This is a genomic window from Luteibacter sp. OK325 (assembly GCF_003050935.1).
In the GTDB taxonomy this organism is placed as follows: domain Bacteria; phylum Pseudomonadota; class Gammaproteobacteria; order Xanthomonadales; family Rhodanobacteraceae; genus Luteibacter.
Genome location: NZ_QAOX01000006.1, coordinates 220,536 through 246,799, shown reverse-complemented (window position 1 = coordinate 246,799; position 26,264 = coordinate 220,536). Strand labels below are relative to the sequence as shown.

The window sequence follows — 26,264 nt, the reverse complement described above, 5'->3', positions numbered from 1 at the left end:
GGATCACCGGATAGGAGGCCGCTGTAGGGCGGCCCGATAATGACTGAACAACGAGTAGCGGAGGCGGCGGGCGGCACGATTCTGTTTGACGCGGCCCGTACACCTCAAGTCGATAGCCTCTGGTTCTCGCCCGCCCACTGGAGCGAGCGCGATGCCCTGCGCTCGCAGGCCGGCGGTCGCGGGGGCGTTGCCGTGATCGAAACACCTGCCGGCGAAGCGGTGCTTCGTCATTACCGGCGCGGTGGCATGGTGGCTCGAATCTTTGGCGACCGCTATCTGTTCACGGGGCGGCAACGCACACGCAGCGTACGCGAATTCAGGCTGTTGGCCGAGCTGGAGCGCCGCGGCCTGCCGGTGTCGCCGCCGCTGGCGTCGCGTTTCGTGCGCTACTGGCTGCGCTACTCGGCCGATCTGATCACCCTGCGTATTCCTGATGCGGCCACGTTGGCGGAGCGCCTGTCCGACGGTGCCTTCAACGCGGCGCTTGCGGGGAAGGTGGGCGAGCTGATCGCCCGCTTCCATCGCGAAGGTGCCTGGCACGCGGATCTCAATGCCCACAACATCCTGATCAATCCACAGGGTCTCTTCCTCATCGACTTCGACCGTGGCCGCCTGCGTCGGCCGTCGGCACACTGGCGGCGGGCGAACCTGGCCCGCCTGAAGCGCTCCCTCATCAAGATCGGCGCCCGCGATGCCGGGGACGATACCTTCGACGCCGAGCTCTGGCCGGCCCTGATCGACCAATACGAGCGGAGTCTGAAAGGGTGAGCTGGCATCTGAATTTTCTCGGGACCGGTGCGGCGCATGCCGTGGAGCTCGGCTCGTCCGCCGTGGTGGTCGAGCGTGACGGCCGTCCGTTGCTCCTGGTCGACTGCGGACCGGACACCCTGGACCGCTACATAGCGGCTTACGGCGCCCCGCCACCGGCCCTCTACGTGACCCATGTGCACATGGACCACGTGGCGGGCATGGAGCGGTTGTTCATCCGCCTCTGGTTCGACGAAGCCCTGCGTGGTCGCACCCGGGTGTACCTGCATGCGGCGCTCCTGCCGTGGCTGCAGGGCAGGGTGGCCGACTATCCCGGCGCGCTGGCGGAGGGTGGCGTGAACTACTGGGAAGCCTTCCACCTGATCCCTTGCACGCGGGGCTTCTGGCACGAGGGAGAATGGTTCGACGTCTTCCCGACGCGTCACCACGTGCAGGGCACCTCGTATGGCCTCGCCCTGCGCGGCAGCTTCGTCTATACCGGCGACACCCGTCCCGTCCCCGAGGCGCTGGCACTCCATGGGGCGCACGGTGAGCTGATTGCCCACGACTGCGGTGTCGTAGGCAATCCGTCGCATACGGGCGTGGACGACCTGGAACGCGAATACCCGGAAGAGGTTCGCGCCCGGATGGCGCTGTATCACTACGGCAGCGTCGAAGATGGCGAAACCCTGGTCTCGCGCGGGTATCGGATCGCTCGTCCGGGCGAGCGGTTGCCGCTTCCGGAGCCGCAGCCGCCCCGTCCGACGGCGGGCTGATGCCATTTCTGTGTTCCGCCCTTGTCTCGCCGCACCGCTGAAGTTATCCTTCCGCTTCTTTGCCGGACAGGAAGCCGGGGAAGAGGATGTACCAGTGTGGAGAGGTGTCCGAGTGGTTGAAGGAGCACGCCTGGAAAGTGTGTATACGCTAATAACGTATCGAGGGTTCGAATCCCTCTCTCTCCGCCAGTTTCAAACGTCTTTATGGTGACCCTGTCGGTCCCCCCGCGACGATAGTTCGTAAACTCCGCCAGGTCCGGAAGGAAGCAACGGTAGCGGACGACTCGGGTGCCGGGGTGTGGCTGGCAGGGTCATCACCTTTTGAGGGCCGCGCTTTTCGGGCCGCGCTTTCACCCGTCCCGGGTCCTTGGCACAATCCACCGTCGTCCCAAGGTAATACGCATGTCCTATCAGGTCCTCGCACGCAAGTGGCGCCCGCGCAAGTTCGCCGAACTGGTGGGCCAGGAGCACGTGGTCCGCGCGCTCACCAACGCGCTCGACTCCGGGCGCATGCATCATGCCTATCTGTTCACCGGTACCCGCGGCGTCGGCAAGACGACCATCGCGCGCATTTTCGCCAAGTCGCTGAACTGCGAACGGGGCGAATCGGCCGATCCCTGCGGTGAGTGCGCGGTCTGCACGGCCGTGGACGCCGGTCGCTTCGTCGACCTGCTCGAAATCGATGCGGCCAGCAACACCGGTGTGGACGATGTCCGCGAGGTGATCGAGAACGCCCAGTACGCGCCGTCGCGCGGGCGCTTCAAGGTCTACCTGGTCGATGAGGTGCACATGCTTTCCAAGCCGGCGTTCAATGCGCTGCTGAAGACCCTGGAAGAGCCGCCGCCGCACGTGAAGTTCCTGCTCGCCACGACCGATCCGCAGAAGTTGCCGGTGACGGTCCTGTCGCGCTGCCTCAAATTCAACCTCAAGCGCCTGTTGCCGGAGCAGATTTCCGGGCAGATGCGCCATATCCTCGCCGCCGAAGGCATCGAGTACGAAGACGAAGCCATCGGCGAGCTCGCGCATGGCGCGGACGGTTCGCTGCGCGACGGCCTGTCACTGCTCGACCAGGCCATTGCCTACGGTGGCGGCGCGCTGCGCGCGGCCGACGTGCGCGCCATGCTCGGCAGCGTCGAGCGTGGGCAAGTGCTCGGTGTGATCGAGGCGCTCGCTGCCGGTGATGGCAGCGCGCTGATGGGTGAGGCCGACCGTATCGCGTCGTACTCGCCGGATTTCGCCGGTGTGCTCGACGATCTGGCCACGGTGCTGCATCGCATCCAGTTGATCCAGCTGGTGCCCGGTTATCGCGAGGAAGAAGGCGACGCCGGCCTTGCCGACATCGCCAACCGTCTTGCGCCCGAGGACGTACAGCTCTACTACCAGATCGCCACCACCAGCCGCCGGGAACTGCCGCTGGCTCCGGACGCACGGATCGGCTTCGAGATGGCCTTGCTGCGCATGTTCGCCTTCCGTCCGGCGGAAGCCGGGCAGGGCGCTTCGCCGTCGGCCCCGCGCGTGGTGGCGCCAGCTCCCGTTGTCGCGCCACGTGCAGCGGCAGCAGCGCCCGTCGCCGCCGCGCCGGTGCGCGCGCCGGCTCCGGCTGCGCCGACACCTTCCGCACCCGCGCCTGCGCCGGTCCCGGTCGCACCCCGTCCGTCCCCGGCCGCGGCAGCGCCCGCTCCCACGCCGGTACCCGCCGCACCTCAGGGTCCGCTGGCCCTCGACGCCAACGGCCTGCCCGACTGGCACGACGTGATCGAGCGCGCGAACCTGCGCGGCCCGATCGGCCAGCTGGCACAGAATTCCTCGCTGCGTGAACTCGACGGCGAGGGCATGGTGCTGGCGCTACAACCGCAGCACATGCATCTGGCGGTAGAGCCGCTCACCAGCCAGATGGAAGAAAAGGTCTCCCATGCGCTCGGCCGGCGCGTTCGCATCCGCTTCATCGCCGATCACGGCAATCTGGGCACCCCGGCAGAGCGCCGGGCCCAGGCGCAGGTCGACGCGCAGGCCAACGCGGTCGCGTCGATGGAGACCGACCCCTTTGTACAGACGCTCAAGCGCGAATTCGACGCGCGCGTCATTCCGCAATCGATCAAACCCGTGGAGCCAGGAACGTGAAAGGTCAAATTGGTCAGCTGATGCAGCAAGCCCAGCGCATGCAGGAAGACATGAAGCGTGCGCAGGATGAACTCGCCAAGACGGAAGTCACCGGCTCCGCCGGTGGTGGCCTCGTGAGCGTAACGATGTCGGGCGGCCACGAAGTGCGCTCCGTGCACATCGACCGCCAGGCTTTTGCCGACGATCCGGAAATGGCCGAGGATCTGGTCGCCGCCGCGGTGAACGACGCGGTGAACAAGATCGCCGAAATCAGCCGCTCGAGGCTGGGTGGTGTTACCGCCGGGCTGAACCTGCCCGCCGGCTTCAAGATGCCGTTCTGACGAGCGGTCACGCCACACGATGACTAACGGCTCCCGCCTTCTCGGCGAATTGATCGACGCCCTGCGCTGCCTGCCGGGCGTCGGCGCGAAGAGTGCCCAGCGCATGGCCTTCCAGTTGCTCGAACGTGAGCGGCAGGGTGGTCTGCGCCTGGCGGCCGCGCTGGAATCGGCGATGCGTGATGTAGGCAACTGCACGCGCTGCCGCAACTTCAGCGAGACGCCGGTGTGTTCCCTGTGTTCGAGCTCCAGCCGCGACGCCCAGGTACTTTGCATAGTGGAGTCGCCGTCCGATCTTGCCGCGATCGAAGGGGCGACCGGTTACCGTGGTCACTACTTCGTCCTGCTTGGGCGCCTTTCGCCGCTGGATGGCCTGGGTCCCGATGAGCTCGGCTTGCCGCTGCTCGTCGAACGCCTGGGCGAGGGCGACATCGCGGAGATGATCATCGCCACCAACCCGACGGTCGAAGGCGAAGCGACGGCGCATTACATCGGTCAGCTGGCCAGGGCCGCCGGCATCCGCGCCACCCGTCTCGCCCATGGCGTACCCCTCGGTGGCGAACTCGAGTTCGTCGATCGCGGCACGCTCGCCCATGCTTTCGGTAGCCGGCAGTCGCTCGGCTGACCTTCAAAGGACATTCGATGACCGACACCATCTTCGCCAGGATCGTCCGCAGGGAAATTCCCGCCGACATCGTCTACGAAGACGACGACGTGCTCGCCTTCCGCGACCTCAATCCACAGGCGCCGGTGCACGTGCTGTTCATTCCCAAGCGCGCCATCGCCACGCTCGACGACGCCGTCCCGGGCGATGCCGAACTGCTGGGCAAACTGCTACTTGCCGCCGCCTCGTTCGCGAGGGCGCAGGGCCTCGCGAAAGACGGCTATCGCACCGTGATCAACACCAACACGCACGGCGGCCAGACGGTCTTCCACATCCACGTCCACCTGCTGGCCGGACGGCAGATGCATTGGCCCCCGGGCTGACGCCTTGTCTCCGGGTTGGGGCTTTTCTGTGGGAGCCGCTTAGGCGGCGAAGGGAGCTTGCGGGAATCTGGCCCGCTGCCGCGGGATCGCCGATGAATCGGCTCCCACATCGCCGATGAATCGGCTCCTACAATAGCGGTGCGGAACAACAGTGCAAAAAAAAGCCGGCGCGAGCCGGCTTTTTTGATGGATCAACGACCGCGCGGGGCCGGAGGCGGCCGCACGATGATCGTGCGCGGGCGGTACCAGTAGGGGTCGCCCCACGGACCATAACCGTACGGACCCCAGCCCGGACCGAAGCCAGGACCCCAGAACGGGTCATAGAAGCCCGGCCCGTAGCGCTGGATCGGCACGCGCTTCGGCCAGAGGTAAACCACGTCGGCCTCGACGCGCGGGTAGGCGTAGTCGAAGTCGCCAACCTTCTGCGAGACGGCGCCGTGCAGCGTACCCGTGACCGTGATCTCGCGACCGCGGGTGAACACTTCGGGATCGTAGAAGCCGTCGCGGCAGGCCACGAAGCGGCCCTGGCTGTCGGACTTGCTGGCGGTCGGGCGGGCTTCGTCGTCGAGCGGTTCGGACAGCACGAAGAAGCAGGTCTGCTGCGGACCCGGCTCCGTCTTGATGATCTCGCCGCCCCAACGGACCTTCGCGCCCGGGGCACCGCCCTGTTGCGCGCCGGACGTCGAGACGTCGTTGAACTGGCCCTGCAGCGGCTGCGGCACTGTGGCGCATGCGCCCAGGGCCAGCGTCGCGGCGGCGATGACCAGCGGTTTGTACATGGACATGTCACATCTCCCAGAGGCACCGGACACGGCCGATGCCATGTCCTTATTTGACCACGCGGCGCGCCTTAAATTCCTTCACCTGTCGCCTGAATTCGCTGAGGGATTCAGGCGGCGGTTCGTCATAGGCGTAGCGTGACCGCAAGTAAAGCTGGCTCAACCTTTCCAGGGCATTTCGCTGGGCGGGCAGCGAGCGGGCCGCGCGAGCGAGGTAGTGACGCGGACCTTCACCGGTCCGTCGCGTCACGCCTGTACGTGCGAGCTTTCGCTCGAGACGTTGCATCCACGCATCCAACGCATCGCCTTCACGTCGCTGGAACATGGCCCAACCCAGTGCACCGGCAACCAGCAACGCACAGCCGACGGCGAGGATGATCGCAAGATCGCCGACGTCCGTCTGACGGATGCCGAACGGTTGCAGGATGCCTTGCTGACGAAGCGCGTCGAAGCCGTTAACGGCCTGGTTCCACCATTGGTTGACCACATCCCAGCGATCGCGCGCATTGCGCAACCATGCCATGTCGAACAGGCCGCCCTCGCTGCTGCTGCCGGCCGCGGCCGCAGCCGCGCCCAGGCTGACGCGCTCCGGTCGGACGGCGCCGGTGGGATCGAAGCGTACCCAACCGCGTCCCTCCAGCCAGACTTCCGACCAGGCATGCGCATCGGCGTGGCGTACGAGAAGGTAGGAGCCGAGCTTGTTCCAGTAGCCGCCCTGATAGCCGGTGACCACGCGTGCGGGTACACCGGCGGCCCGCATCAGGAAGGTGAAGGTGGAAGAGAAGTGCTCGCAGAATCCTTCGCGGGTCTGGAACAGGAAGTCGTCGATGCGATCGCGACCGAGCGGTGCCGGCGCGAGGGTGTAGCGGAAGCCACCGTCATGGAACATGGCCAGGGCGGCACGCGCGATGGCGAGGTGATCGTTACCGAACTTGCCGGCCCAGCTGGCCGCAAGTTCGCGCGCCCGCGGTCCCACGTCGTTCGGTAGCTGAAGTGCCTGGCGACGCTGGCGGCCGTCGATGGTTGCGTCGAGTCGGTAATCGGTGGCTGCTGAGGCGTGATAGCGATACACCTCGTCGATGCGGCGGTCCGCCTCGACGGTGCGGTCGATGCGTAGCCTGGCGTCGTCGGGAGCGCTCACCGGCATGTCCATGACGGGGAGTACCCGCTGGCGTGTCGGCTCGAGGGTGATCTCGTAGTTGAAACGGGGTTGGCCTTCCAGCGTGCCCGAACTGCGTGAGCCGCCGTCGTAGTCCGGGCGCCAGCTCTGGCCGTCGAAGTTCGTCATCGTGTACGCGCGGAAGTAACGGCTCGCGCTCATCGGTGGGGCGTCGTCGAACGTCACGCGCATCGCCGGCGTGTCGTCCGTCAGTACTTCGGCCATCTCACCCGGCGCCATGCGATCGGAAAGTCCCGTCACGGCTCGGTCCGCAGTCGGGGCACCCCATAGGGGCGAGTTCAGGCGAGGGACGAAGACGAAGGCGAACAGGGCCAGCGGGACGGCGGCGAGCAAGGTGATCAGCACGGGTAACAGTTCGCGCCGCAGCGGCCGCAGGTCCGGGTCGACCACTTCGAGTGATCGTAACGTGGCGACAGCGGGCACCAGGCCCAGCGCTACGACAAAGCTGGCAGCGATGCCCTGGTCGAACAGCAGGGCGCTCATCAATCCGAAGCAGCCAAAGGCGATCGCCACTCGCGCATCGCGACGATGCTCGCTTTCGAGCATCTTCAGGACGAGCAGGCCGACGGCGAAGGCGCTGCCCGGCTCGCGCCCGAACAAGGTGCCGTAGTAAGCGATGACCACCGCCAGGAGCAGGACAATGAGCGGCAGCTTGATCCAGAACGGCGCGTTGCGTCCGCCACTGCGGCGTTGGCGCCAGCGTGCCGCAAGGACGCCGGCGAGGGTAAGCGTGAGCCACCAGGGCAGGTGCAGCGCGTGCACGCCGAGCACGCAGGCCATGGTCAGGCAGAGCAGGTCGAAGGGGCGGCGCGCCAGGAGAGGCTCGTCGACCGGGGCACGCGTCAGCGAAAGGCGAAAACGCGTCATGGGCGCAAGGCCAGTGCCGTCATGCAGCGGTGGTAGTGCTCGTCGCCCTGCGCGATATCGAAGTAGCCGTCCGGCAGACGCAGGCTCCAGCGCCTTCCCGAATCCTTTGCCTCATCGATCCAGCGAGCGAGCCGGGAGATGCGCGATTCATCGTCGAGCCCATGCATGCTGTCCCAGTCCAGGCGCCAGTCTTCCTTCGGCGCGGGCTGCTCCAGGTCTTTGACGAGCAGGCCATGGTGGCGCGCGCTGAGCTTCCAGGCGATTTGCCGGCGTGGGTCGCCCGGACGATAGTCGCGCAACGCGGCCAGTTCGTCGCCGGCGCGCGGACGGCCTCGATCGGCGTCGCCTTCCGGCTCGAAGGGCGTCGGTCCAAGTGACTCGGGACGGGGATAGACCAACACCGGGTTATCCGGATTGAGCCAGCTCCACGCGCGGAACATGCCCAGCGGCCAGGTGGTGTGCAGCCGCATGCGCGGAAGCGACTGCCAACCGCGAAAGTCGGTGTCCAGTGCGAACTCGATCGCCGTCGGCGTGGCCGGTGTCACCACGACCACGTGTTCACGGCCGGCGACATCGAGGCGCACGGCCATGCGCTCGCGCTGGTTCGCAGCGATGTCGAGGGAGACCCGGATCGCCTCGCCCGCACGAGCGGTGCCTGCGCGCAAGCCACCGACGGATACACCGTTGAGCGTACGAAAGGCTACCAGCATGCTTCCTACGGTTGCCGCGCCAAGCAGGCAGGTCATCATCAGCGCGGCGTTATTCGCGTAGTTCAGCGCACCGACAAGCATGACGGCCAGCAGCAGCGAGAAGCCGAGGCCGAAGCCGGTCGGCACGATGTAGATGCGACGGCGATGGAGCAGGATCGGCAATGGCTCGCGCCTGCGCATTCGGGTCAGCGAAGGCAACCTCCGTTCCGCCCACGCCACGATCCGCTCGCCCGCTGGTGGCATCAGGGCACCGCGGTCTCGGCGAGGATCGCTCGCGCGATCGCCTCGCGGTGACTGCCTCGGCCCGGTACCAGTCGATGTGCGGCGGTCGGTACGAAAACCGTCTGGACGTCTTCAGGGATGACGTAGTCGCGACCGCTGATCATCGCCCAGGCGCGCGAAGCAGCGAGCAGCGCCAGCCCGGCGCGCGGCGAGAGACCGACGCGAACTTCATTGTGCTTGCGGCTGGCTGTCAGCAGGGCCTGTAGATAGTCGAGCAAGGTGCTGCTGACCTTGACCGCCTGCGCGGCCGCATGCAGCTGGCTGATCGCGACGGCGTCCAGGCGCGGTTTCAGCGAGGCCATCATGTCGCGGCGGTCTTCGCCGATGAGCAGCGCGCGTTCGGCGGCGGGATCGGGATAGTCCAGGCTGAGTCGCAGCATGAAGCGATCCAGCTGAGAGTCGGGCAGCGGGAAGGTACCGGCCAGGTCGAGCGGATTCTGCGTGGCGACGACGAAGAACGGCTTGGGCAGCTCGTGGGTGACGCCGTCGACCGTGGTCTGGCCCTCGGCCATGGCCTCGAGCAGGGCACTCTGCGATTTCGGCGTGGCACGGTTGATTTCGTCGGCAAGCAGGAGGCTGGTAAAGATGGGCCCCGCATGGAATCGAAACTGCCCCGTCTCGCGCTCGTAGACGCTGACCCCGATAATGTCCGATGGCAGGAGGTCGCTGGTGAACTGGATGCGCTGGAATTCGAGATCGAAAGTGGCGGCCAAAGCGTGCGCCAGCGTGGTCTTGCCTACGCCGGGTACATCTTCGAGGAGAAGGTGGCCGCCTGCGATAAGGCAGGTGAAGGCCAGCTTGACCTGGCGTGGCTTGCCGAGCAGCACGCCGTTGACCTGTGCCAGTGCGCCATCCAGTCGGTGGCGGAGCATTTCATCGTTGAGCGGAGTCGTCGCTGACATGATCGATGCGTGTGCCCCCAAGCCTGGCAATGTCGATGTTTGAGCGTTCCAGTGTAGCGGCGCCGATGCGATCGTGGCGAGGCATGTTCCTCGTCATGTTCGTCGTGGCCTTGCTGCTCAAGATCCTCATAGCGGCCACGTTGTCGCCCTTCGGTGACGAGGCCTTCTACTGGCAGGAGAGCCTTTCGCCCGCCTGGGGCTATAGCGACCTGCCGCCGCTGACGGCCTGGCTGATCGCCTTGTCCGAAGGGGTCTTCGGCCATGGGCGTCTCGCCATGCGCTTGCCGTTCCTGCTCATCGGGGCGGTGCTGCCGTGGCAGGTCGGCGGCATCGCGAAGCGGCTTGGCGGTGAGGTCGCGCGGTGGCAGGCGGCGACCTTCGCCTTGCTGCTGCCGCTGGTGGGCAGCCTGGGCGTACTGGCCTTGCCCGATGTGCCGCTGACGTTCGCCATGGTCCTGGCTACCCAGGGATTGCTGGCTGCACTGGAGACGAATCGCACGCGTGACTGGTGCCTGCTCGGCGTCGGGCTGGCCATTGCCTGGGCGACCCACTACCGCGCGGCCATGCCGATGCTGGCCGGCCTGTTGTTCCTGCTGGCCACGCCACGAGGCCACGAGCAGTGGCGGCGTCCCGGCTTGTGGCTGGCCATGGCGGTGGCTTCGCTAGGTTTGATTCCGTTGCTGATTTATAACGTCGCCGCGCGCGGCGCGGGTGTCGCGTTCCAACTGGTGGAGCGCAATCCCTGGCGGTTCCATGCGGATGCCCTGGTCCAGCCTCTTGAGCAGGCCGGCGCATGCACGCCCCTGGCATGGGCGGTGCTGATGTGGGCGTTGTGGCAAGCCTGGCGGCGACGTGGCGAGGCTCCCTTCGATGTGGTCGCGACGGTCGCCGGTAGCTTTGTCGTCCTCTATTTCGTACTCGGCCTGTTTGCCGACGACGTTCGTTTTCGCGCGCATTGGCCGCTGCCTGGCTACGTGCTTCTTTGCGCGGTTTTGCCTTCGCTGCTGGCGGAGGCCGGGCGCGTGTGGCGCCGGGTGGCGCTGGCCGGCTTCGTCCTCGCGGGTCTTGGCCTGCTCGCCGGCCTGGGTTACCTCGGCCTGGCCGCCTCGCCGGACGGCGCTCGCGTACTTGCCGGCGTAAAGGCTTTTCCGTCCAACTTCACCGGTTGGCGCGAAAGCAGCGACGCGGTGCGCGCGCAACTGGCCAGGGAGCCCTCGGCCCTGGTCGTCGCCGACAATTTCATGCTGGCGGCGGAGCTTCGTTTCGAGCTCGGCGGTTCTCGTGAGGTGTATTCGCTCGACAGCCCGTTGAACACGAAGCATGGCCGCGCGCCGCAGCTTGCCGCATGGGGTTTCGATGAAGCGGGCCTGGCGAAACATGCAGGCCAACGCGTGTTGCTGGTCGTCGACGAAACCTCGTTGCGCGAACGCGAAAAGCGCGACTGGCTTGCCTCGGTATGCTCGCGCGTCGACATCGCCGGACCCGCGGCACGGCTGGATCTGTTCGACGGGCGGCGACGCTTTGCACTCTACAACGCCACGGCGCGAGCTGCACCTGGTGGCCTCGGCAATCCCGATGACTGCGTGGTCTGGCGCGAGGCGTACCGTGCGTCGGTTATCGCCTTGCGCACCTCGTCAGGGCAGGGCGATCCCGGCGTCGCGAAGTAAGCGGCAGGTCGCTATCAGCGGCAAGCCGATCAGTGCGGTCGGGTCTTCATTGACGATCCGCTCGAACAGGGCGATGCCCAGGCCTTCGCATTTGAAGCTTCCTGCGCAGTCCAGCGGGCGTTCGCGTTCCACGTAGCGTTCGATGTCCTGGGCGGATAGGTGACGGAAATGCACCCGCGTTTCGTCGACGTGAAACGATGCCTTGCCGCTGGCATCGACCACGCACACGGCAGTGTGGAAGACCACCTCTCGCCCTGAACTGGCGGCCAGCTGGCGGTGCGCCGCGTGCACGGTGCCCGGTTTATCGAGGACGGTGCCTTCGAGGTCTGCCACCTGGTCCGAGCCGATGACCACGCAACCGGTGCGTGTCGAGGCGATGGCACGTGCCTTGGCTTCGGCCAGGCGTGCCGCTCGCGCCGCGGGCGCTTCACCGGGCAGGGGAACTTCGTCGGTGCCCGGGGACGCCTGCTCGAATCGGTCCAGCAGTCGCCGGAGCAGGCTGGCGCGGTATGCGGACGTGGAGGCGAGGATGACGACGGGCTGCGCGGACACTTCAGAATTCCTTGTGAATGTGCTCGCGCACCGCCGTGTCGAGCGCGCTCTGCGCGTCGTCCAGGGCGCGCAGGCGCGGTTCCAGTTGATGACGCGCCCGCACCAGGCCGTTGACGGCCTCGTCCAGCTCGCGCTGGCTGGCGTCGGGGGCGCGGTCGCGGATCCACAGGCGTTGCTGGAGGAGGGCGCGCAGCCCCGAGTCGACGGCCTGTTGCGCCTCGACCTCGCCTGCGGCCGGCACGTCCGGGCTGACCGACATCACGGAGTGAGCGCGCTGGAGGCGATCGCGGCAGTCCTTGAGATCAGCCTCGAGACGGTCGGCGTTGTCGAGCAGATCCTGCATCGCGCTGTGGCGTCGCCGGGTCCGCTGCTGGGCCACCGCCCAGGCACAAAGCCCTATGGCGGCCACGATGATGGCCGCAAGTGCATAATAAGCAAAAGAAAACACGCTAGCTCTTCCCCCTGTTGGGTTTGCTGCGGCAAACTACATCCTGACCTGCGAGTCTGCACGAAAGGCCCCGGCCTGCGCAAAAGTGCGCGGTGTTGCGGTTTGTACCCGCTAACCGGTTGACTTCAGGCAGGTTGATGCCTACCATTTCCCGATTATGTCCGTGACCTTGCCATCGTCCGTGGACGCTTGGCGCGAAGTTCGTGCGCGGCGTTCGTTCCAGGGCTCGCTTCCCGTGTCGGCTTTTGCCCGTCTCGGAGAAGTTATTGCGTCGCCCGAAGGCGACGTAACCTACGAGCTGGACTTCGGTCGCGACGAGTTCAATATCGCCTATGTGGCCGTTCGTGCGAAGGCACCGTTGACTGTGATCTGTCAGCGTTCGCTGGAACCGTTCGTCCTTCCGGTTGAGATCGATACCCGTCTCGGACTGATTGTCGAAGAAAGTGAGGAAGCCGCGTTGCCCCCGGGTTACGAGGCACTTCTGGTCGAACAGGACGGCAAGCTCGACCTGGTCGCGACGATCGAAGATGAACTGCTGTTGGCGCTGCCCCTGGTCCCGGTCAATCCGGATTACGAGCTGCCCGATGACATCGTTGGTGCCGACGAGGAAGAAGAACCCTCGCCGGAAACGTCTGAAAACCCGTTCGCGGCACTCCGCGGACTCATAAAGTAATTTCGCTGGAGATTTGTCATGGCAGTTGCCAAGAGCCGCAAGACCCCTTCCACCCGTGGCATGCGTCGTTCGCACGACGCGCTGACGACCGTGCAGCTGTCGACCGATCCGACCAGCGGCGAAGTGCATCTGCGTCACCACGTGACCAAAGATGGCTTCTACCGCGGTAAGAAGGTCATCGACACCCGCGGTGCGGTCAGCGTCGAGGACTGATCTCCCTTCGCAGGGATGATCACTACGCAGGCGGCGCGGAAACGCGCCGTTTTGCGTTTATGGCCCATGGCCCTGAACAGGGGAACGGTTCTGAAATACGCCCGCATCATCGGTACCGGTAGCGCACTTCCCGATAGGGTAGTGACCAATGCCGACCTCGAAAAGATCGTCGAGACCACCGACGAGTGGATCCGAACGCGCACCGGCATCTCCGAGCGCCACTACGCCGCCGACGGCGAGACCACGGGCGATCTCGCCTTTCTCGCTGCCCAGCGTGCCCTCGAGGCGGCTGGCGTCAAGGCGACCGAGATCGACCTGATCATTCTCGGTACGACCACCCCCGACCTCATTTTTCCGTCCACTGCCTGCCTTGTGCAGCACCGCCTGGGTGCCAACGGCTGCGCCGCATTTGACGTGAACGCGGCGTGCTCCGGCTTCGTCTACGCCCTGGGCATCGCCAATGCATTCGTGCGCAGCGGCCAGTCGAAGAAGGCCCTGGTGATCGGCGCCGAAACCCTCACTCGCATGGTCGACTGGACGGAGCGCGAAACCTGCGTACTGTTCGGTGACGGCGCGGGCGCGGTCGTGCTGGAAGCCTCCGACGAGCCGGGCATCTTCACCACGCGCATGCGCGCCGATGGTGGTTTCAAGCACTTGCTGTTCAATCCGGTTGGCGTGTCCGCCGGCTTCACGGATGCGCCGAACCATGGCGTGAAGATCAACATGCTCGGTCGCGAAGTGTTCAAGGTCGCGGTCAAGACGCTCGATTCGCTGGTCGGCGAGACGTTGGCGGATGCCGGCATGAAGGAAGATGAGATCGACTGGCTGATTCCGCACCAGGCGAACCTGCGCATCATCGAAGCGACGGCCAAGCGCCTGAACATGTCGATGGATCGGGTCATCGTCACGGTGGACAAACACGCCAACACCTCCTCTGGCTCCGTGCCGTTGGCGCTCGACTACGCGGTACGTTCGGGCAAGGTCAAGCGTGGCCAGAACCTGCTGCTGGAGGCCTTCGGTGGCGGGTTTACTTGGGCCTCGGCGCTGTTGAGGTATTGATTGCCGCATGGGTGGGTTTGCCAGGCTCAGTGTGGGAGCCGGCTATGCCGGCGATGGCTTTCGGCTACACCGCTTCGTTGGCTTTTCGCCGCTGAAGCGGCTCCCACCGTGGTGACCTTCCGGGACCCCCGACAGGGGGTCCCGGAAGGTCACCACACGCCTGCGAATGGTGCAATCGCCCCCATGTTGCTGGCACCATTCGCGGTTTGACGTTCCGGAAACATCTCGCATGACCGCATCCAGCGCCTCGCTCGCCTTTGTCTTTCCCGGTCAGGGCTCGCAGTCCGTCGGCATGCTTGCCGAGCTCGCCGCTGCCCACCCGGAAGTCCGCGCCGCCTTCGACGAGGCGTCCGAGGGTGCTGGCATCGACCTGTGGGAGCTGAGCCAGAACGGCCCGGAGGATCGCCTCAACCGTACCGAGAACACCCAGCCGGCCCTGCTGGCCGCCAGCGTGGCCGTGTGGCGCGTGTGGGTGAAACAGGGTGGTACGCGCCCGGCCTACCTGTCAGGGCACAGCCTGGGTGAGTACAGCGCCCTCGTCGCCGCTGGAGCCCTTTCCCTGAAGGATGCCGCCGGTCTCGTTGCCGAGCGCGGTCGTCTCATGCAGGCCGCGGTGCCGGCCGGTGTCGGCGCCATGGCCGCCATCCTAGGCGGCGACGATGCCCAGATCGCCGCGGTTTGCGCGGAAGTCGCCCAGGACCAGATCGTCGCACCCGCGAATTTCAACTCGCCCGGCCAGCTGGTCATCGCCGGTCATGCCGAGGCCGTCGACCGCGCCCTGGCCCGCCTGGCCGACCTTGGCGTGAAGAAGGCCGTGAAGCTGGCGGTTTCCGTGCCCTCGCACTGCATGCTGATGCGCGAAGCCGCGGACACGCTGGGCGAGCGCATGGCCGCCATCCACTGGTCGATGCCGTCGATTCCGGTGATCCAGAACGCCGATGCCCAGGTGCACACTTCGGTCGAGGACATTCGCGGTGCGCTGATGCGTCAGCTCTACCTCCCGGTGCGCTGGACCGAATGCGTCCAGGCGCTGGCCGCCAACGGTATGACCCAGGTGCTGGAGTGCGGTCCGGGCAAGGTGCTTTCCGGCCTGATCAAGCGCATCGACAAGTCCGTCGAGGCCAGGCCGATCGGTACGCCTGCCGATTTCGACGCCGCGCTCGCGGCCGCAACCGCCTGACCTTCCCCGTTACGACAGGAACCCCCATGACCCAGACCCTCAAGGGCGAAATCGCGCTTGTCACCGGAGCCAGCCGTGGTATTGGCGCGGCCATTGCCGATCGCCTCGCGGCACTTGGCGCGACGGTGTTCGGCACCGCGACCACGGAGTCCGGCGCCGAGGCCATCGGCGAGCGTCTCGCCGCTCACGGCGGCTACGGCCGCGTACTCAACGTGACCGATCCGGCGGCCATCGAAGCGCTGATCGACGGTATCGCCAAGGAGGCCGGCGCGGTCTCCATCCTGGTCAACAATGCCGGGATCACACGCGACCAACTCCTCATGCGCATGAAGGAAGAGGACTGGAGCGCGATCATGGAGACCAACCTGACCTCGGTGTTCCGGACGTCCAAAGCCGTCATGCGCGGCATGATGAAGGCGCGAAAGGGCCGTATCGTCAGCATCGCTTCCGTAGTCGGCGTCACCGGCAATCCCGGTCAGGCCAATTACGCGGCGGCCAAGGCAGGCATCATCGCGTTCTCGAAATCGCTGGCCCGTGAGATTGGCTCGCGCGGCATCACCGTGAACGTGGTCGCGCCGGGCTTCATCGACACCGACATGACCCGCGCACTGCCGGAAGAGCAGCGCACGGCGCTCCTGTCGGGGATTGCCCTGGGCCACCTGGGAGATCCCAACGACATTGCCGAGGCGGTTGCCTTCCTGGCCTCTCCCGCGGCGAAGTACATCACCGGTGAGACCCTGCACGTGAACGGCGGCATGTACATGCCCTGATGGGGCGGGCCTTCATCGGCCAGGGTTGGCGGCAGTCGCCACCGGCCCGTTTTTGAGAGACAATCATCGTTTCGCGTCCGGGCTAAGAAAAACCGGGCGTCATCCACGTGGCGGCACTGTTGTTGGCGGGCCAAGTCCTTAGCCACTACAATGCCGCCGGAATTTTCCCTCGGGAGGTAAAGGCAACATGAGCACCATCGAAGAGCGCGTCAAGAAGATCGTTATCGAGCAGCTGGGCGTCAAGGAAGATGAAGTCACCAACAATGCGTCGTTCGTTGACGATCTGGGCGCCGACTCGCTGGATACCGTTGAGCTCGTGATGGCCCTCGAGGAAGAGTTCGAGACCGAGATCCCGGACGAAGACGCCGAAAAGATCACGACTGTCCAGCAGGCTATCGACTACATCACCGCTCACCAGAAGTGATAGAGCGCCTGGTTGTCGATCGGGGGGTTCGCCTCCCGTCGATCTCCGAGCCACACGAAAGCTGCGCCTAAAGGCGCAGTTTTCGTTTCCGCTTTTCGTAACCTGCGCTCGCGTATGGTTGCGTGGATAAAGTGCTAAGGAACAAACGCATGAGCAAACGACGTGTGGTAATTACCGGCATGGGGATCCTTTCGCCGGTCGGTAACGATGTCGCCACCGCCTGGAAGAACGTCGTCGAAGGTAATAGCGGCATCGGCCCTGTTACCGACTTCGACACCAGTGCCTACGCCACCCGCATCGCGGGCGAAGTCCGTAATTTCAGCGCGGTCGATTCCTTCTTCGACGGTGTCGCGACACCGACCGATGAGGCCGGGATCAGGGCGCTGGACGACGAGCGTCGTTCCATCGCGAAAGACTTCAAGCGGATGGACCCGTTCATCCATTACGGCATCGTCGCCGGCACGCATGCGTTCCGTCAGTCGGGCCTGGTCGTCACCGCAGAGAACGCCGGTCGCATCGGCGTTGCCGCAGGTGCCGGTATCGGTGGCCTGCACACGATCGAAGCCACCGCGATCGAGCTCAACGAAAAGGGCCCGCGCAAGGTTTCGCCGTTCTACGTGCCCAGCTCCATCATCAACATGGTGGCCGGCAACCTGTCGATCTACCACGGCCTGAAGGGCCCGAACATCGCGCTGGTCTCGGCATGCACGACGGCCGCGCACAACATCGGCATGGCCATGCGCCTGATCCAGTACGGCGATGCCGACGCCATGCTCGCCGGCGGTTCCGAGCATGCCACCACGACGACAGCGATGGCGGGCTTCTGCTCGGCCAAGGCGATGTCCACGCGCAACGACGACCCGACGCACGCCAGCCGTCCGTGGGATATCGGCCGCGATGGCTTCCTGCTGTCCAACGGCGCCGGCATGCTTATGCTCGAGGAATACGAGTTCGCCAAGGCACGCGGTGCCAACATCCTTGCCGAGCTTGTCGGTTTCGGCATGAGCGGCGACGCGTACCACATCACTTCGCCCAGCGGCGACGGTGCGGAACTGGCCATGCGCAACGCCCTGCATGACGCCCGCATCACCCCGGAAGACGTGCAGTACGTCAACGCGCACGGCACCTCCACGCCGGTGGGCGATCTTGGTGAAGCCAGGGCCATCCGCAACGTGTTCGGCGACCATGCCACGGCGAAGGGCAAGTTCGCGGTCAGCTCGACCAAGTCGGTCACCGGTCACCTGCTCGGCGCTGCCGGTGGTGTCGAGGCGATCTTCTCGGTCATGGCGCTGCGCGATGGCGTGATCCCGCCGACGATGAACCTCGTCGACGTGGATCCTGAAGTCGCCGCGCTTGGCATGGACCTCGTGCCGAACAAGGCGGAAAAGGCGGACCTCAACATTGTCGTGTCGAATTCGTTCGGCTTCGGCGGCACCAACGGTACGCTCGTCTTCCGTCGCCTCTGATCGGCGTGGCATTCGTCACGCGAACCCTGGCCGGCCGGCGCGATCTCCTCGCGCCGGCCGCGTCGTATCCGGAGCGCTATCCGGCCTTGCTGGCAAGCGCGGTCACCGGAACACCCCAGTCACGTTTCGACATCCTCTTTGCCGCCGGCGATGCATCGCTGACCCTCGGCGCGGATAACCTCGTGCGCGACGCCGCGGGCAACATCGTTCCTGGCGGTTTTCTCGATGCACTCGATGCCGCGTGGGCCACGCGCCACCACCCTCGCGTCGCGGACGGCCTGCCGTTTCATGGTGGCTGGATCGTCTACCTCGCGTACGAGCTGGTCGGCCAGATCGAGCCGAGCCTGCGGCTGCCGCCGTCGAGTGGCGCGGCGCCCGTCGCCTTCGCCCTGCGTACGCCTGCGGCGGCGATCGTCGATCACGTCGAGCAGCGCACCATCCTGATCGCGGAAGAGGGCGCTACTCACTGGCTGGACGTGCTTGCCGCCGACCTTGACGTGGCGCTGCCGGACCTAACGCTCGCCATGCCCGAGCTCGTCGAAGAAGACGAGCCTTCGCGGTTCCTCGATGGCGTCGTGCGCATCCACGAGCACCTGCGTGCGGGTGATGTTTTCCAGGTGAATCTCTCGCGTCGCTGGTCGGCGCGGTTCGCCGACGCACCGTCGCCGGCGAGCCTGATGGCCGCGCTGCGTGCGGCCAATCCCGCACCGTTCGCGGGCATGCTCCAGCAGCAGGGATGGGCGATCGTCAGTTCATCGCCGGAACGCCTCGTCGAGTCGCGCGATGGCGTCCTGCAAACGAGGCCCATCGCCGGTACGCGTCCGCGTATGCCTGGTGATGACGACGCGGCGCGCATCCGCGAACTCACGACGCATCCGAAGGAACGTGCGGAGCACGTCATGCTGATCGACCTGGAGCGCAACGACCTGGGTCGGGTGTGCGTGCCGGGCAGCGTAAAGGTGGACGAGCTGATGGTGGTGGAGAGCTACGCCCACGTGCATCACATCGTTTCCAACGTGCGTGGCCGTGCGCGCGAGGGCGTGACGCCCGGCCAGGTGATCGCGGCGACCTTTCCCGGCGGAACCATCACCGGCTGCCCGAAGGTCCGTTGCATGGAGATCATCGGCGACATCGAGAGGGAGCCGCGCGGTGCCTATACCGGCGCGATCGGCTATCTCGACGACAATGGCGACATGGACCTCAACATCCTCATCCGTACGCTCATGGTCGAAGGGCCCCAGGTCTCGTTGCGGGCGGGCGCCGGTATCGTCACCGACTCGGTCCCGGACAGGGAGCTCGACGAGACGCGTGCGAAGGCGCGCGGGCTGTTGCGCATCTTCGGCGCGGCATGAGCATGCGCACGTCCGTCGACTTCATCGAGACCGACCGGCTTGATGCGGCGGATCGTGGCGCGATGTACGGCGACGGCCTGTTTGAAACACTGCGCGTGGTCGGGGGTGCCGTGCCGCTATGGCAACGACATGCCGAACGCCTGCGCGCCTCGACGGTGCGTCTGAGGCTCGCCACCCCCGATACCGATGCGATGCTGGCCGAAGTGCGGCGCCTCGCCGGGGGACTGGAGGACGCCGTAGCCCGTATCACCTTCACCGCGGGCACCGGGGAGCGCGGCTACGCGCGGCCGCGCATGGCGAAGCCGACGACGGTGATCACGGTAGGCCCGCTAGCGCTTGCGGCGGACATGTATCGCCACGGGATCGCACTGCGCCTGTGCGATACGCGCCTCGGTGACCAGCCTTTGCTTGCCGGCATGAAACACCTCAATCGGCTCGAGCAGGTGCTCGCCCGCTCGGAGTGGGACGACGCGCGCTGGCAGGAGGGCCTGATGACCGACCCGCAGGGCCGTGTCATCTGCGCGACAGCCGCTAACCTGTTCGCCGTGCTGGCCGGGCGCCTTGTCACGCCGCCGGTGGACCGTTGTGGCGTGGCCGGTGTGGCGCGCGCGGAGCTACTGGGCGCCGGCAGCGTACATATCGACCATCTTTCACCGCAGCAGCTCGTCGAGGCCGACGAGGTCTTCCTCACATCGGCCGTTCGGGGCATTCTTCCCGTTCGGGCTTTTGCTGGCCGAACCTGGCAGCCCGGCCCGGTCACCCGCCACTGGCAGGCGCACTGGTGCGGGATCGGCCTGCCGCTTCCGAACAGTTCGAAGGATTCCGATTGATGAAAGTGCGCGGCATCGCCCTCTGGCGGGTGATTTTGCTGGTGGTGCTGGTCGCGGCGATTGCCGTGGGTAGCTGGCTCGTTCTCGACTGGTCGCGCTTTGCGCGCACGCCCTTGAGCGTGCCCGTGGCCGGACAGAGTATCGACGTGGCACGGGGCGCCTCGTTCAAGGACATCGTTCGCGACCTGCGCGGTCGCGGCGCGACGCGGGCTTCGCCGCTTTACTGGCGCGTGCTGGCGATCGAGATGCGTGCCTCGGGCCGCCTGCATGCCGGTGAATACCTGTTGCGCACCGGCATGACGCCGCGCGACCTGATCGGCGACATGGCCAACGGCAAGGTCATGCAACGCAACTTCACCATCGTCGATGGATGGAGCTTCGCGGATCTGCGCCGGGCACTGGCTGCTACCGACACCCTGTCGCACGACAGCGCCGGCCTCGACAACGACGAGCTGATGAAGCGCCTGGGCAACGAGGGCGAGCACCCGGAAGGGCGCTTCCTTCCGGAGACCTATGCCTACGTCAAGGGTGATGCCGACTCCAGCATCCTCAAGCGCGCGCATGCGGCCATGAGCAAGACACTCGATGCGGCCTGGGCGTCACGTGCGCCGGACCTGCCGCTGGCGACTTCATACGAGGCGCTCATCCTCGCCTCGATCGTCGAAAAAGAGACGGGCAGGGCTGATGAGCGCCCGCGCATCGCCGGCGTGTTCATCCGGCGATTGCAGCTACGCATGCTGCTGCAGACCGATCCCTCGGTGATCTACGGCATGGGCGACAGCTACGTGGGCAATATCCACAAGAGCGACCTCACCACCGACACCCCCTACAATACGTACACGCGGGTCGGCCTGCCGCCGACGCCGATCGCCCTGCCGGGGCGTGCGGCGATCCAGGCGGCGCTGCATCCGGTGGAAGGCAAGGACCTGTATTTCGTCGCCCGGGGCGACGGCAGCCACGTCTTCTCGGCGAACCTCGACGACCACAACCGGGCCGTGGCCTGCTACCAATTGAAACGATGCCAGTGACGACACCCAAGCGCGGCCGACTGATCACCCTCGAAGGCGGCGAAGGCGCCGGCAAGAGCACGCTATTGCGTGGTCTCGAGGCGCACCTGCGTGCTCAGGGCGTGGATCTGGTCGTCACCCGCGAGCCCGGTGGTACAGCCGTGGGCGAGGCAGTGCGTGGCGTGGTGCTCGACGCGGCAAACAATGAACTGTGTGCCGAAGCGGAGCTGCTGTTGATGTTCGCCTCGCGTGCCCAGCTGGTGCGCCAGGTGATCGAGCCGGCGCTGGCCGCCGGCCGTTGGGTGCTTTGCGACCGGTTTACCGACGCCAGCTTCGCCTACCAGGGAGGTGGCCGCGGCCAGCCCGTGGAACGCATTGAAGTGCTGGAGGGGTGGGCTGCGCTGGCTTTGAAGCCCGATATCACGCTGCTGCTCGATCTGCCCGTGAGCACCGGCCGTGCACGTGCCGCGGGCCGTGGCGAGGCGGATCGTATCGAAGTGGAGGGTGATTCCTTTTTCGAGCGCGTTCGCGACGCCTATCGCGCACGGGCCGCGGCCGAGCCACGACGCTTCCGCGTGCTGGATGCGAGCGCCACGCCGGAGGCAGTCCTCGGACAAGCCATCGAAGGTGTGGCGGCCCTGCTCGCCGGGGTGGCCTCGTGAGCCTGCGCCCCTGGCATGCCGATGCATGGGCACGCCTCCAGGCACGCCGTCAGCGCGACGCCTTGCCGCATGCCCTCTTACTTGCCGGACCGGCCGGCCTGGGCAAGCGGGATTTCCTGGCGACCTTCGTCAAGGGCCTGCTCTGCCAGCAAACCACGGACGGTAAACCCTGCGGTGTCTGCCGCAGTTGCCAGCTGGTCGCTGCCGGCACGCATCCCGACGTGGCCGCGCTCTCGTTCGGCTTGCGCAAGGATGGCGTGACGCGCAGCGAGATCGTGGTCGACCAGATTCGCGACCTCTCCGCCAGGCTGGCGATGTCCAGCCAGTTCGGTGGCTGGCAGATCGCCACGGTGGATCCTGCCGACGCCATGAATGCGGCGGCGGCCAACGCCCTGCTGAAAACCCTCGAAGAACCGACGCAGGCCACCCTGCTGGTCCTCGTTGCCGATGAGCCGGCGCGTTTGCCTGCCACCATCCGTAGCCGTTGCCAGCGCATCGATTTCCTGGTGCCGGCTCGCGAAGCGTCGCTGGCCTGGCTGGCCGCCGAAGGCGTGAAGGATGCCGAAGCCGCACTCGATGCCGCGGGCGGCAATCCCGGCATGGCGCGCACCTGGGCGGCCGACGGCGCGTTGAAACAGCGCGGCGAAGTGCGCCATGACCTCAAGGCCCTGGCCGCTGGCCGTGGCGATGCCATGGAAGTGGTCAAGCGCTGGCAGGCCGCCGAACCGGCTCGTTACCTTTGGTTCGCCGCGCAGGCGGCCACGGACGAGCTCCGCGCGCGCGCAGCAGGTGCGGTCGCGCCACTGGAAAGCCAGCTGGACGACGAATCGCTCGACGCCTGGTACGGCAAGGCCAACCGCGCGAGGGACGCGTTGCGCGGACCGCTTCGCGTGGACCTGCTGCTGCTCGAGCTGCTTGCCGCCTGGCGTTGACGCCGTCTTATCGGGCGTTCGGCCCTAATCGGCATAACCCCGTGATTTTCAGGAAACGCCCCTTGTCCCGCGACCCCGTCATTGACGGCAGCACCCGACTTCTTGTCGTCGCACCCCATCCGGACGACGAGTCGCTGGCCGCCGGCATGCTGATCCAGCGCACGCTCGCCGTGGGCGGCCGGGCCGATGTGCTGCTGCTTACCGACGGCGACGACAATCCCTGGCCGCAGCGCTGGCTGGAACGGCGCCTCGTGATCGATGCGGCCGGCCGGGCCCGCTGGGGCGCGCGGCGCCGGCTTGAGGTTGCCGCGGCGCTGGGCCGGCTCGGCGTCGGCCCCGATCATTTACACGCCCTGGGCTGGCACGACATGAAGGTCACCGAGGAACTGCGTGTGCGCACACCGGCGGCCGTGGGCGCGATCCGCCGCATCGTCGAGCGTGTGCGGCCCAACCTCGTCGTCATCCCCGATCTGGGCGATAGTCACCCCGATCACGGCTCGACGCACGTCCTGGCCCGGCTGGCGCTCTCGGCGGCGGGTTCACTGGCCGAAATACTCACTTATATGGTCCATGGCACGGAGCGTTCGGCGCCGGAGCATCTGATCGTCCCCGATGCGGACCCCGCGCACCAGGCGACCAAGATCGATGCCGTCCTCGAGCATGCAACCCAGATGGCGCTCAGTCGCAAGCGCATGCTGGGCGTGGCCTCGCGTCCGGAACGTTTCGACCGGGCACCCTCGGCGCCGGGCGTCGGCGCGCTGCGCCTTCCCTGGCATCCCGGCCCGCTGGCGAGGACCCGATTGCGCCTGGTTCTGGCGGACGGCCAGGGTGTGCAGGTCTGGCCGTGGCGCCTCGCGCCCATCGAACGGGCAGGGGATGAGTGGGTGCTTCCGCTGCGCGACGCCCCCGGTCCGGCCTTCGCCAAGCTGACCGCCGACCTCTCCACACCGTGGATCTACGACCGCTACGGCTGGGCAGGGCAGGATCCCGAACCGGTCGGGCTTGTGGCCCGGGCTGCCGGGTAGCTAGGATGACGGTCAAATCAGGGGAATCAACGTGTCCATGAACGCCACCAGCTCATCGCCGCGCCAGGGCATTCTGTCGTTGAAGATCAAGGACGTGAACTCCCTGTACATCTCGTACATGCCGTTCCTGAAGACCGGTGGCCTGTTCGCGCCGACCGCCCAGCGTTACAGCCTGGGCGATGAAGTGGCCCTGCTGGTCACCCTGATCGACGAGAACGAGCGCCTGTCCGTGGCCGGTCGCGTGGTCTGGATCACTCCCGTGGGTGCGCAGGGTAACCGCACGGCCGGTGTCGGCATCCAGTTCAACGAGTCCCCCGAGAGTGAAGGCGCCCGGCAGCGGATCGAAGCCCTGCTTGTGGGCACGCTCGCCTCCGAGCGTCCGACCCAGACCATGTGACATATCGGCGCGGTCCGGAGCCGAATGTCAGTGTTGGACAAGTATTCCCCTTATTAATACTTGTCGTGATACCTGCACGCACTGGTACAATAGATCGGTTCCCCAACGTGAGATTGTGGATATCCGGAGTCGTTGGTACGCAATGCGTCCCGACACGGATCGATCCATTTGGATCGATTCGATAAAAGCTCTGGCGACCCTAGCCGGACCGCTCGTCCCCGCCGACGGTCACTGATGCGCCCAGTGAGGCGCGGAGGTACGCAGCATCGTGCTTGCCCAATACTGGCCCGTCCTGTTGTTCATTGCCGTGGCCGTAGGCCTAGGCGTGGTCCTGATGGCGATCGGCATGCTTGCCGGCCCCAGCCGTCCCGATTCGGAAAAGCTCTCGCCTTATGAGTGCGGCTTCGAGGCCTTCGAGGACGCGCGCATGAAGTTCGACGTGCGCTATTACCTCATCGCCATCCTCTTCATCATCTTCGACCTCGAAATCGCCTTCCTGTTTCCGTGGGCGGTGGTGTTCGACAAGATCGGCGCCATCGCGCTGATCGAGATGGCGCTGTTCCTCGCGCTGCTCGTGGTCGGTTTCGCTTACGTCTGGAAGAAGGGAGCGCTCGAATGGGAGTGATGACCACCATCGATCGGGTGATGCACAACCCGACGCCGCTCAACCTTGTCGACGACATCCTGCGTCCCAACGGCGATGCTCCGGTCGTGAACCGTGGCTTCGGCGTGACGAGCATCGACGCACTGATGAACTGGGCGCGCACCGGTTCCATGTGGCCGATGACCTTCGGCCTGGCCTGCTGCGCCGTCGAAATGATGCACGCGGGCGCCGCGCGTCTCGATCTCGACCGCTTCGGCGTGGTCTTCCGTCCCAGCCCGCGCCAGTCCGACGTGATGATCGTCGCCGGCACGCTGGTGAACAAGATGGCCCCCGCGCTGCGCAAGGTCTACGACCAGATGCCTGAGCCGAAGTGGGTCATTTCCATGGGTTCCTGCGCCAATGGCGGCGGTTACTACCACTATTCCTACTCGGTCGTTCGCGGCTGCGATCGCATCGTTCCGGTCGACATCTATGTGCCGGGTTGCCCGCCGACGGCCGAAGCGCTGATCCACGGCATCCTGCAGTTGCAGAAGAAGATCCGTCGCACCCACACGATCGCGCGTTAACAGGGCATCGCACATGAGCGTTATCAACGAGACCTCGCTGGTCGAACGGCTCGCCGCGCGCTTCGGCGACATACTGACGGTGAAGGTCGACCGCAATGAAGTCACCGCCGAGGTGGCTCCGCGTGACCTGATCTCCGTCGCGACGGCGCTGCGCGACGAGGCGGGCTTCCGCTTCACCATTCCTGTCGACGTCTGTGGCGTCGACTACCTCAGCTACGGGCAGACCGAGTGGGACACCGACACCGCGCAGGGCGAGAGCTTCTCGCGTGGCGTGGAAGGTGAGGCCATGGGTCGCTTCACGTGGGCCGACCGCCCGCGCAAGGTCGAGCAGCCGCGTCGTTATGCCGCGGTCATTCACCTGTTGTCGATCGAACTCAACCAGCGCATCCGCCTTCGCGTGTTCTGTGAAGACGACGCCTTCCCGATCGTTCCGTCGGTCACGCCGGTATGGCCGGGTACGGACTGGTTCGAGCGTGAGACATTCGACCTGTACGGCATCATCTTCGAGGGCCACCCGGATCTTCGTCGCATCCTCACCGACTACGGTTTCGTGGGTCATCCGTTCCGCAAGGATTTCCCGCTGATCGGCAACGTCGAAGTGCGCTACGACCCCGAACAGAAACGTGTCATCTACGAACCGGTCTCGATCGAGCCGCGCGTGCTCGTGCCGCGCACGATCCGTAACGACGCCGATCTCGATACGGCCAGGGCGGAATCCGCCGATCATTGGCGGGAGAATTAAGCCGTGGAAGAAATTCGCAATTACACG

At 66.0% G+C, this 26,264-nt stretch carries 30 protein-coding genes, 1 tRNA gene and 1 other RNA gene; 26 read left to right on the top strand and 6 right to left on the bottom strand.

Annotation, left to right across the window (positions count from 1 at the left end):
- The first annotated feature begins 39 nt into the window (after positions 1-39).
- The 8 genes from C8J98_RS14665 to C8J98_RS14630 all read left to right on the top strand — a co-directional run bounded on the left by C8J98_RS14665 (position 40) and on the right by C8J98_RS14630 (position 4,948).
- Positions 40-768, top strand: a complete 729-nt coding sequence (locus C8J98_RS14665; protein WP_343125726.1) for a 3-deoxy-D-manno-octulosonic acid kinase — start codon at positions 40-42, stop codon at positions 766-768.
- Positions 765-1,523, top strand: coding sequence for an MBL fold metallo-hydrolase (locus tag C8J98_RS14660; protein ID WP_107913934.1), 759 nt, complete (start codon positions 765-767; stop codon positions 1,521-1,523). Before C8J98_RS14665 ends, C8J98_RS14660 begins: the two co-directional genes overlap by 4 nt.
- A gap of 98 nt (positions 1,524-1,621) precedes the next feature.
- Positions 1,622-1,712 (top strand) — tRNA-Ser (locus C8J98_RS14655).
- A 25-nt stretch (positions 1,713-1,737) separates the two neighbouring features.
- Positions 1,738-1,834: signal recognition particle sRNA small type (gene ffs, locus C8J98_RS14650), an RNA gene on the top strand.
- 91 nt (positions 1,835-1,925) lie between these two features.
- Positions 1,926-3,644, top strand: a complete 1,719-nt coding sequence (gene dnaX, locus C8J98_RS14645) for a DNA polymerase III subunit gamma/tau (RefSeq protein WP_107913933.1) — start codon at positions 1,926-1,928, stop codon at positions 3,642-3,644.
- On the top strand, positions 3,641-3,964 hold the full coding sequence (locus C8J98_RS14640; RefSeq protein WP_107913932.1) for a YbaB/EbfC family nucleoid-associated protein: 324 nt from the start codon (positions 3,641-3,643) through the stop codon (positions 3,962-3,964). Before dnaX ends, C8J98_RS14640 begins: the two co-directional genes overlap by 4 nt.
- 19 nt (positions 3,965-3,983) lie before the next feature.
- Entirely contained in the window at positions 3,984-4,586 is a 603-nt protein-coding gene (gene recR / locus C8J98_RS14635; protein ID WP_107913931.1) for a recombination mediator RecR, read from the top strand.
- 17 nt (positions 4,587-4,603) lie between these two features.
- Positions 4,604-4,948, top strand: coding sequence for a histidine triad nucleotide-binding protein (locus tag C8J98_RS14630; RefSeq protein WP_107913930.1), 345 nt, complete (start codon positions 4,604-4,606; stop codon positions 4,946-4,948).
- A 191-nt stretch (positions 4,949-5,139) separates the two neighbouring features.
- Here C8J98_RS14630 and C8J98_RS14625 read toward each other — a convergent pair whose 3' ends face one another.
- The 4 genes from C8J98_RS14625 to C8J98_RS14610 are packed head-to-tail and all read right to left on the bottom strand — an operon-like array spanning position 5,140 to position 9,668.
- Positions 5,140-5,733, bottom strand: coding sequence for a Slp family lipoprotein (locus C8J98_RS14625; protein WP_107913929.1), 594 nt, complete (start codon positions 5,731-5,733; stop codon positions 5,140-5,142).
- Between the two features lie 43 nt (positions 5,734-5,776).
- Entirely contained in the window at positions 5,777-7,774 is a 1,998-nt protein-coding gene (locus C8J98_RS14620) for a DUF3488 and transglutaminase-like domain-containing protein (protein WP_107913928.1), read from the bottom strand.
- A complete protein-coding gene (locus tag C8J98_RS14615) occupies positions 7,771-8,682 on the bottom strand; it encodes a DUF58 domain-containing protein (RefSeq protein ID WP_233260243.1) in 912 nt (303 codons plus the stop codon). Before C8J98_RS14615 ends, C8J98_RS14620 begins: the two co-directional genes overlap by 4 nt.
- Before the next feature lie 44 nt (positions 8,683-8,726).
- Positions 8,727-9,668 (bottom strand): MoxR family ATPase, encoded by a 942-nt coding sequence (locus tag C8J98_RS14610; protein WP_107913926.1) that lies wholly within the window; start codon positions 9,666-9,668, stop codon positions 8,727-8,729.
- 83 nt (positions 9,669-9,751) lie between these two features.
- Here C8J98_RS14610 and C8J98_RS14605 point away from each other — a divergent pair, with 83 nt between their 5' ends.
- Positions 9,752-11,335, top strand: coding sequence for a glycosyltransferase family 39 protein (locus C8J98_RS14605; protein ID WP_233260242.1), 1,584 nt, complete (start codon positions 9,752-9,754; stop codon positions 11,333-11,335).
- On the opposite strand, the gene C8J98_RS14600 is transcribed toward C8J98_RS14605, so the two are convergent.
- Both C8J98_RS14600 and C8J98_RS14595 read right to left on the bottom strand, forming a co-directional pair.
- Entirely contained in the window at positions 11,303-11,887 is a 585-nt protein-coding gene (locus C8J98_RS14600) for a Maf family protein (RefSeq protein ID WP_107913924.1), read from the bottom strand. The two genes, C8J98_RS14605 and C8J98_RS14600, sit on opposite strands and share 33 nt — an antisense overlap.
- Position 11,888: 1 nt before the next feature.
- Positions 11,889-12,335, bottom strand: a complete 447-nt coding sequence (locus tag C8J98_RS14595; RefSeq protein WP_107913923.1) for a hypothetical protein — start codon at positions 12,333-12,335, stop codon at positions 11,889-11,891.
- 157 nt (positions 12,336-12,492) lie between these two features.
- Between C8J98_RS14595 and C8J98_RS14590 the strand changes: the two genes are divergently transcribed.
- The 17 genes from C8J98_RS14590 (at position 12,493) to C8J98_RS14510 (ending at position 26,237) form a co-directional block, all read left to right on the top strand.
- Entirely contained in the window at positions 12,493-13,008 is a 516-nt protein-coding gene (locus C8J98_RS14590; RefSeq protein ID WP_107913922.1) for a YceD family protein, read from the top strand.
- A gap of 18 nt (positions 13,009-13,026) precedes the next feature.
- Positions 13,027-13,221 (top strand): 50S ribosomal protein L32, encoded by a 195-nt coding sequence (gene rpmF, locus C8J98_RS14585; RefSeq protein WP_107913921.1) that lies wholly within the window; start codon positions 13,027-13,029, stop codon positions 13,219-13,221.
- 66 nt (positions 13,222-13,287) lie between these two features.
- Positions 13,288-14,280 carry a beta-ketoacyl-ACP synthase III gene (locus tag C8J98_RS14580; RefSeq protein WP_107913920.1) on the top strand — a complete coding sequence of 331 codons (993 nt, stop codon included), beginning with the start codon at positions 13,288-13,290 and terminating at the stop codon, positions 14,278-14,280.
- Between the two features lie 229 nt (positions 14,281-14,509).
- Positions 14,510-15,460, top strand: coding sequence for an ACP S-malonyltransferase (fabD, locus tag C8J98_RS14575; RefSeq protein ID WP_107913919.1), 951 nt, complete (start codon positions 14,510-14,512; stop codon positions 15,458-15,460).
- A gap of 26 nt (positions 15,461-15,486) precedes the next feature.
- Positions 15,487-16,230: a 3-oxoacyl-ACP reductase FabG gene (gene fabG, locus C8J98_RS14570; protein WP_107913918.1), complete on the top strand. Its 744-nt coding sequence runs from the start codon at positions 15,487-15,489 to the stop codon at positions 16,228-16,230.
- A 187-nt stretch (positions 16,231-16,417) separates the two neighbouring features.
- A complete protein-coding gene (gene acpP, locus C8J98_RS14565) occupies positions 16,418-16,654 on the top strand; it encodes an acyl carrier protein (RefSeq protein WP_107913917.1) in 237 nt (78 codons plus the stop codon).
- Positions 16,655-16,803: 149 nt separating this feature from the next.
- Positions 16,804-18,120, top strand: coding sequence for a beta-ketoacyl-ACP synthase II (gene fabF, locus C8J98_RS14560; protein WP_107913916.1), 1,317 nt, complete (start codon positions 16,804-16,806; stop codon positions 18,118-18,120).
- Between the two features lie 26 nt (positions 18,121-18,146).
- Positions 18,147-19,472, top strand: a complete 1,326-nt coding sequence (locus C8J98_RS14555; protein WP_107914003.1) for an aminodeoxychorismate synthase component I — start codon at positions 18,147-18,149, stop codon at positions 19,470-19,472.
- A gap of 2 nt (positions 19,473-19,474) precedes the next feature.
- Positions 19,475-20,302: an aminodeoxychorismate lyase gene (gene pabC, locus C8J98_RS14550; RefSeq protein WP_343125725.1), complete on the top strand. Its 828-nt coding sequence runs from the start codon at positions 19,475-19,477 to the stop codon at positions 20,300-20,302.
- Entirely contained in the window at positions 20,302-21,330 is a 1,029-nt protein-coding gene (gene mltG / locus C8J98_RS14545) for an endolytic transglycosylase MltG (RefSeq protein WP_107913914.1), read from the top strand. Before pabC ends, mltG begins: the two co-directional genes overlap by 1 nt.
- On the top strand, positions 21,321-21,971 hold the full coding sequence (tmk, locus tag C8J98_RS14540) for a dTMP kinase (protein WP_107913913.1): 651 nt from the start codon (positions 21,321-21,323) through the stop codon (positions 21,969-21,971). The genes mltG and tmk overlap by 10 nt, the downstream gene beginning before the upstream one ends.
- Positions 21,968-22,903 carry a DNA polymerase III subunit delta' gene (gene holB / locus C8J98_RS14535; RefSeq protein ID WP_107913912.1) on the top strand — a complete coding sequence of 312 codons (936 nt, stop codon included), beginning with the start codon at positions 21,968-21,970 and terminating at the stop codon, positions 22,901-22,903. The genes tmk and holB overlap by 4 nt, the downstream gene beginning before the upstream one ends.
- 41 nt (positions 22,904-22,944) lie before the next feature.
- The gene (locus tag C8J98_RS14530) at positions 22,945-23,928 is read left to right on the top strand and encodes a PIG-L family deacetylase (RefSeq protein ID WP_146171643.1); all 984 of its coding nucleotides are present in this window, start codon (positions 22,945-22,947) and stop codon (positions 23,926-23,928) included.
- A 37-nt stretch (positions 23,929-23,965) separates the two neighbouring features.
- Positions 23,966-24,325 carry a PilZ domain-containing protein gene (locus C8J98_RS14525; protein ID WP_046968726.1) on the top strand — a complete coding sequence of 120 codons (360 nt, stop codon included), beginning with the start codon at positions 23,966-23,968 and terminating at the stop codon, positions 24,323-24,325.
- Positions 24,326-24,593: 268 nt separating this feature from the next.
- The gene (locus C8J98_RS14520) at positions 24,594-24,950 is read left to right on the top strand and encodes an NADH-quinone oxidoreductase subunit A (RefSeq protein WP_046968725.1); all 357 of its coding nucleotides are present in this window, start codon (positions 24,594-24,596) and stop codon (positions 24,948-24,950) included.
- Positions 24,941-25,495, top strand: a complete 555-nt coding sequence (locus C8J98_RS14515) for an NADH-quinone oxidoreductase subunit B (protein WP_046968724.1) — start codon at positions 24,941-24,943, stop codon at positions 25,493-25,495. The genes C8J98_RS14520 and C8J98_RS14515 overlap by 10 nt, the downstream gene beginning before the upstream one ends.
- A gap of 13 nt (positions 25,496-25,508) precedes the next feature.
- A complete protein-coding gene (locus tag C8J98_RS14510; RefSeq protein ID WP_107913910.1) occupies positions 25,509-26,237 on the top strand; it encodes an NADH-quinone oxidoreductase subunit C in 729 nt (242 codons plus the stop codon).
- Positions 26,238-26,264 lie beyond the last annotated feature (27 nt).

Bases quoted from the DNA above. Each gene is read 5' to 3' on its own strand.
- C8J98_RS14665 (WP_343125726.1), top strand. From the start codon at position 40: ATGACTGAACAACGAGTAGCGGAGGCGGCGGGCGGCACGATTCTGTTT.
- dnaX (WP_107913933.1), top strand. From the start codon at position 1,926: ATGTCCTATCAGGTCCTCGCACGCAAGTGGCGCCCGCGCAAGTTCGCC.
- recR (WP_107913931.1), top strand. From the start codon at position 3,984: ATGACTAACGGCTCCCGCCTTCTCGGCGAATTGATCGACGCCCTGCGC.
- C8J98_RS14630 (WP_107913930.1), top strand. From the start codon at position 4,604: ATGACCGACACCATCTTCGCCAGGATCGTCCGCAGGGAAATTCCCGCC.
- C8J98_RS14625 (WP_107913929.1), bottom strand. From the start codon at position 5,733: ATGTCCATGTACAAACCGCTGGTCATCGCCGCCGCGACGCTGGCCCTG.
- C8J98_RS14620 (WP_107913928.1), bottom strand. From the start codon at position 7,774: ATGACGCGTTTTCGCCTTTCGCTGACGCGTGCCCCGGTCGACGAGCCT.
- C8J98_RS14610 (WP_107913926.1), bottom strand. From the start codon at position 9,668: ATGTCAGCGACGACTCCGCTCAACGATGAAATGCTCCGCCACCGACTG.
- C8J98_RS14605 (WP_233260242.1), top strand. From the start codon at position 9,752: ATGTTCCTCGTCATGTTCGTCGTGGCCTTGCTGCTCAAGATCCTCATA.
- C8J98_RS14590 (WP_107913922.1), top strand. From the start codon at position 12,493: ATGTCCGTGACCTTGCCATCGTCCGTGGACGCTTGGCGCGAAGTTCGT.
- rpmF (WP_107913921.1), top strand. From the start codon at position 13,027: ATGGCAGTTGCCAAGAGCCGCAAGACCCCTTCCACCCGTGGCATGCGT.
- C8J98_RS14580 (WP_107913920.1), top strand. From the start codon at position 13,288: ATGGCCCTGAACAGGGGAACGGTTCTGAAATACGCCCGCATCATCGGT.
- fabD (WP_107913919.1), top strand. From the start codon at position 14,510: ATGACCGCATCCAGCGCCTCGCTCGCCTTTGTCTTTCCCGGTCAGGGC.
- fabG (WP_107913918.1), top strand. From the start codon at position 15,487: ATGACCCAGACCCTCAAGGGCGAAATCGCGCTTGTCACCGGAGCCAGC.
- acpP (WP_107913917.1), top strand. From the start codon at position 16,418: ATGAGCACCATCGAAGAGCGCGTCAAGAAGATCGTTATCGAGCAGCTG.
- fabF (WP_107913916.1), top strand. From the start codon at position 16,804: ATGAGCAAACGACGTGTGGTAATTACCGGCATGGGGATCCTTTCGCCG.
- pabC (WP_343125725.1), top strand. From the start codon at position 19,475: ATGCGCACGTCCGTCGACTTCATCGAGACCGACCGGCTTGATGCGGCG.
- mltG (WP_107913914.1), top strand. From the start codon at position 20,302: ATGAAAGTGCGCGGCATCGCCCTCTGGCGGGTGATTTTGCTGGTGGTG.
- tmk (WP_107913913.1), top strand. From the start codon at position 21,321: ATGCCAGTGACGACACCCAAGCGCGGCCGACTGATCACCCTCGAAGGC.
- C8J98_RS14525 (WP_046968726.1), top strand. From the start codon at position 23,966: ATGAACGCCACCAGCTCATCGCCGCGCCAGGGCATTCTGTCGTTGAAG.
- C8J98_RS14515 (WP_046968724.1), top strand. From the start codon at position 24,941: ATGGGAGTGATGACCACCATCGATCGGGTGATGCACAACCCGACGCCG.
- C8J98_RS14510 (WP_107913910.1), top strand. From the start codon at position 25,509: ATGAGCGTTATCAACGAGACCTCGCTGGTCGAACGGCTCGCCGCGCGC.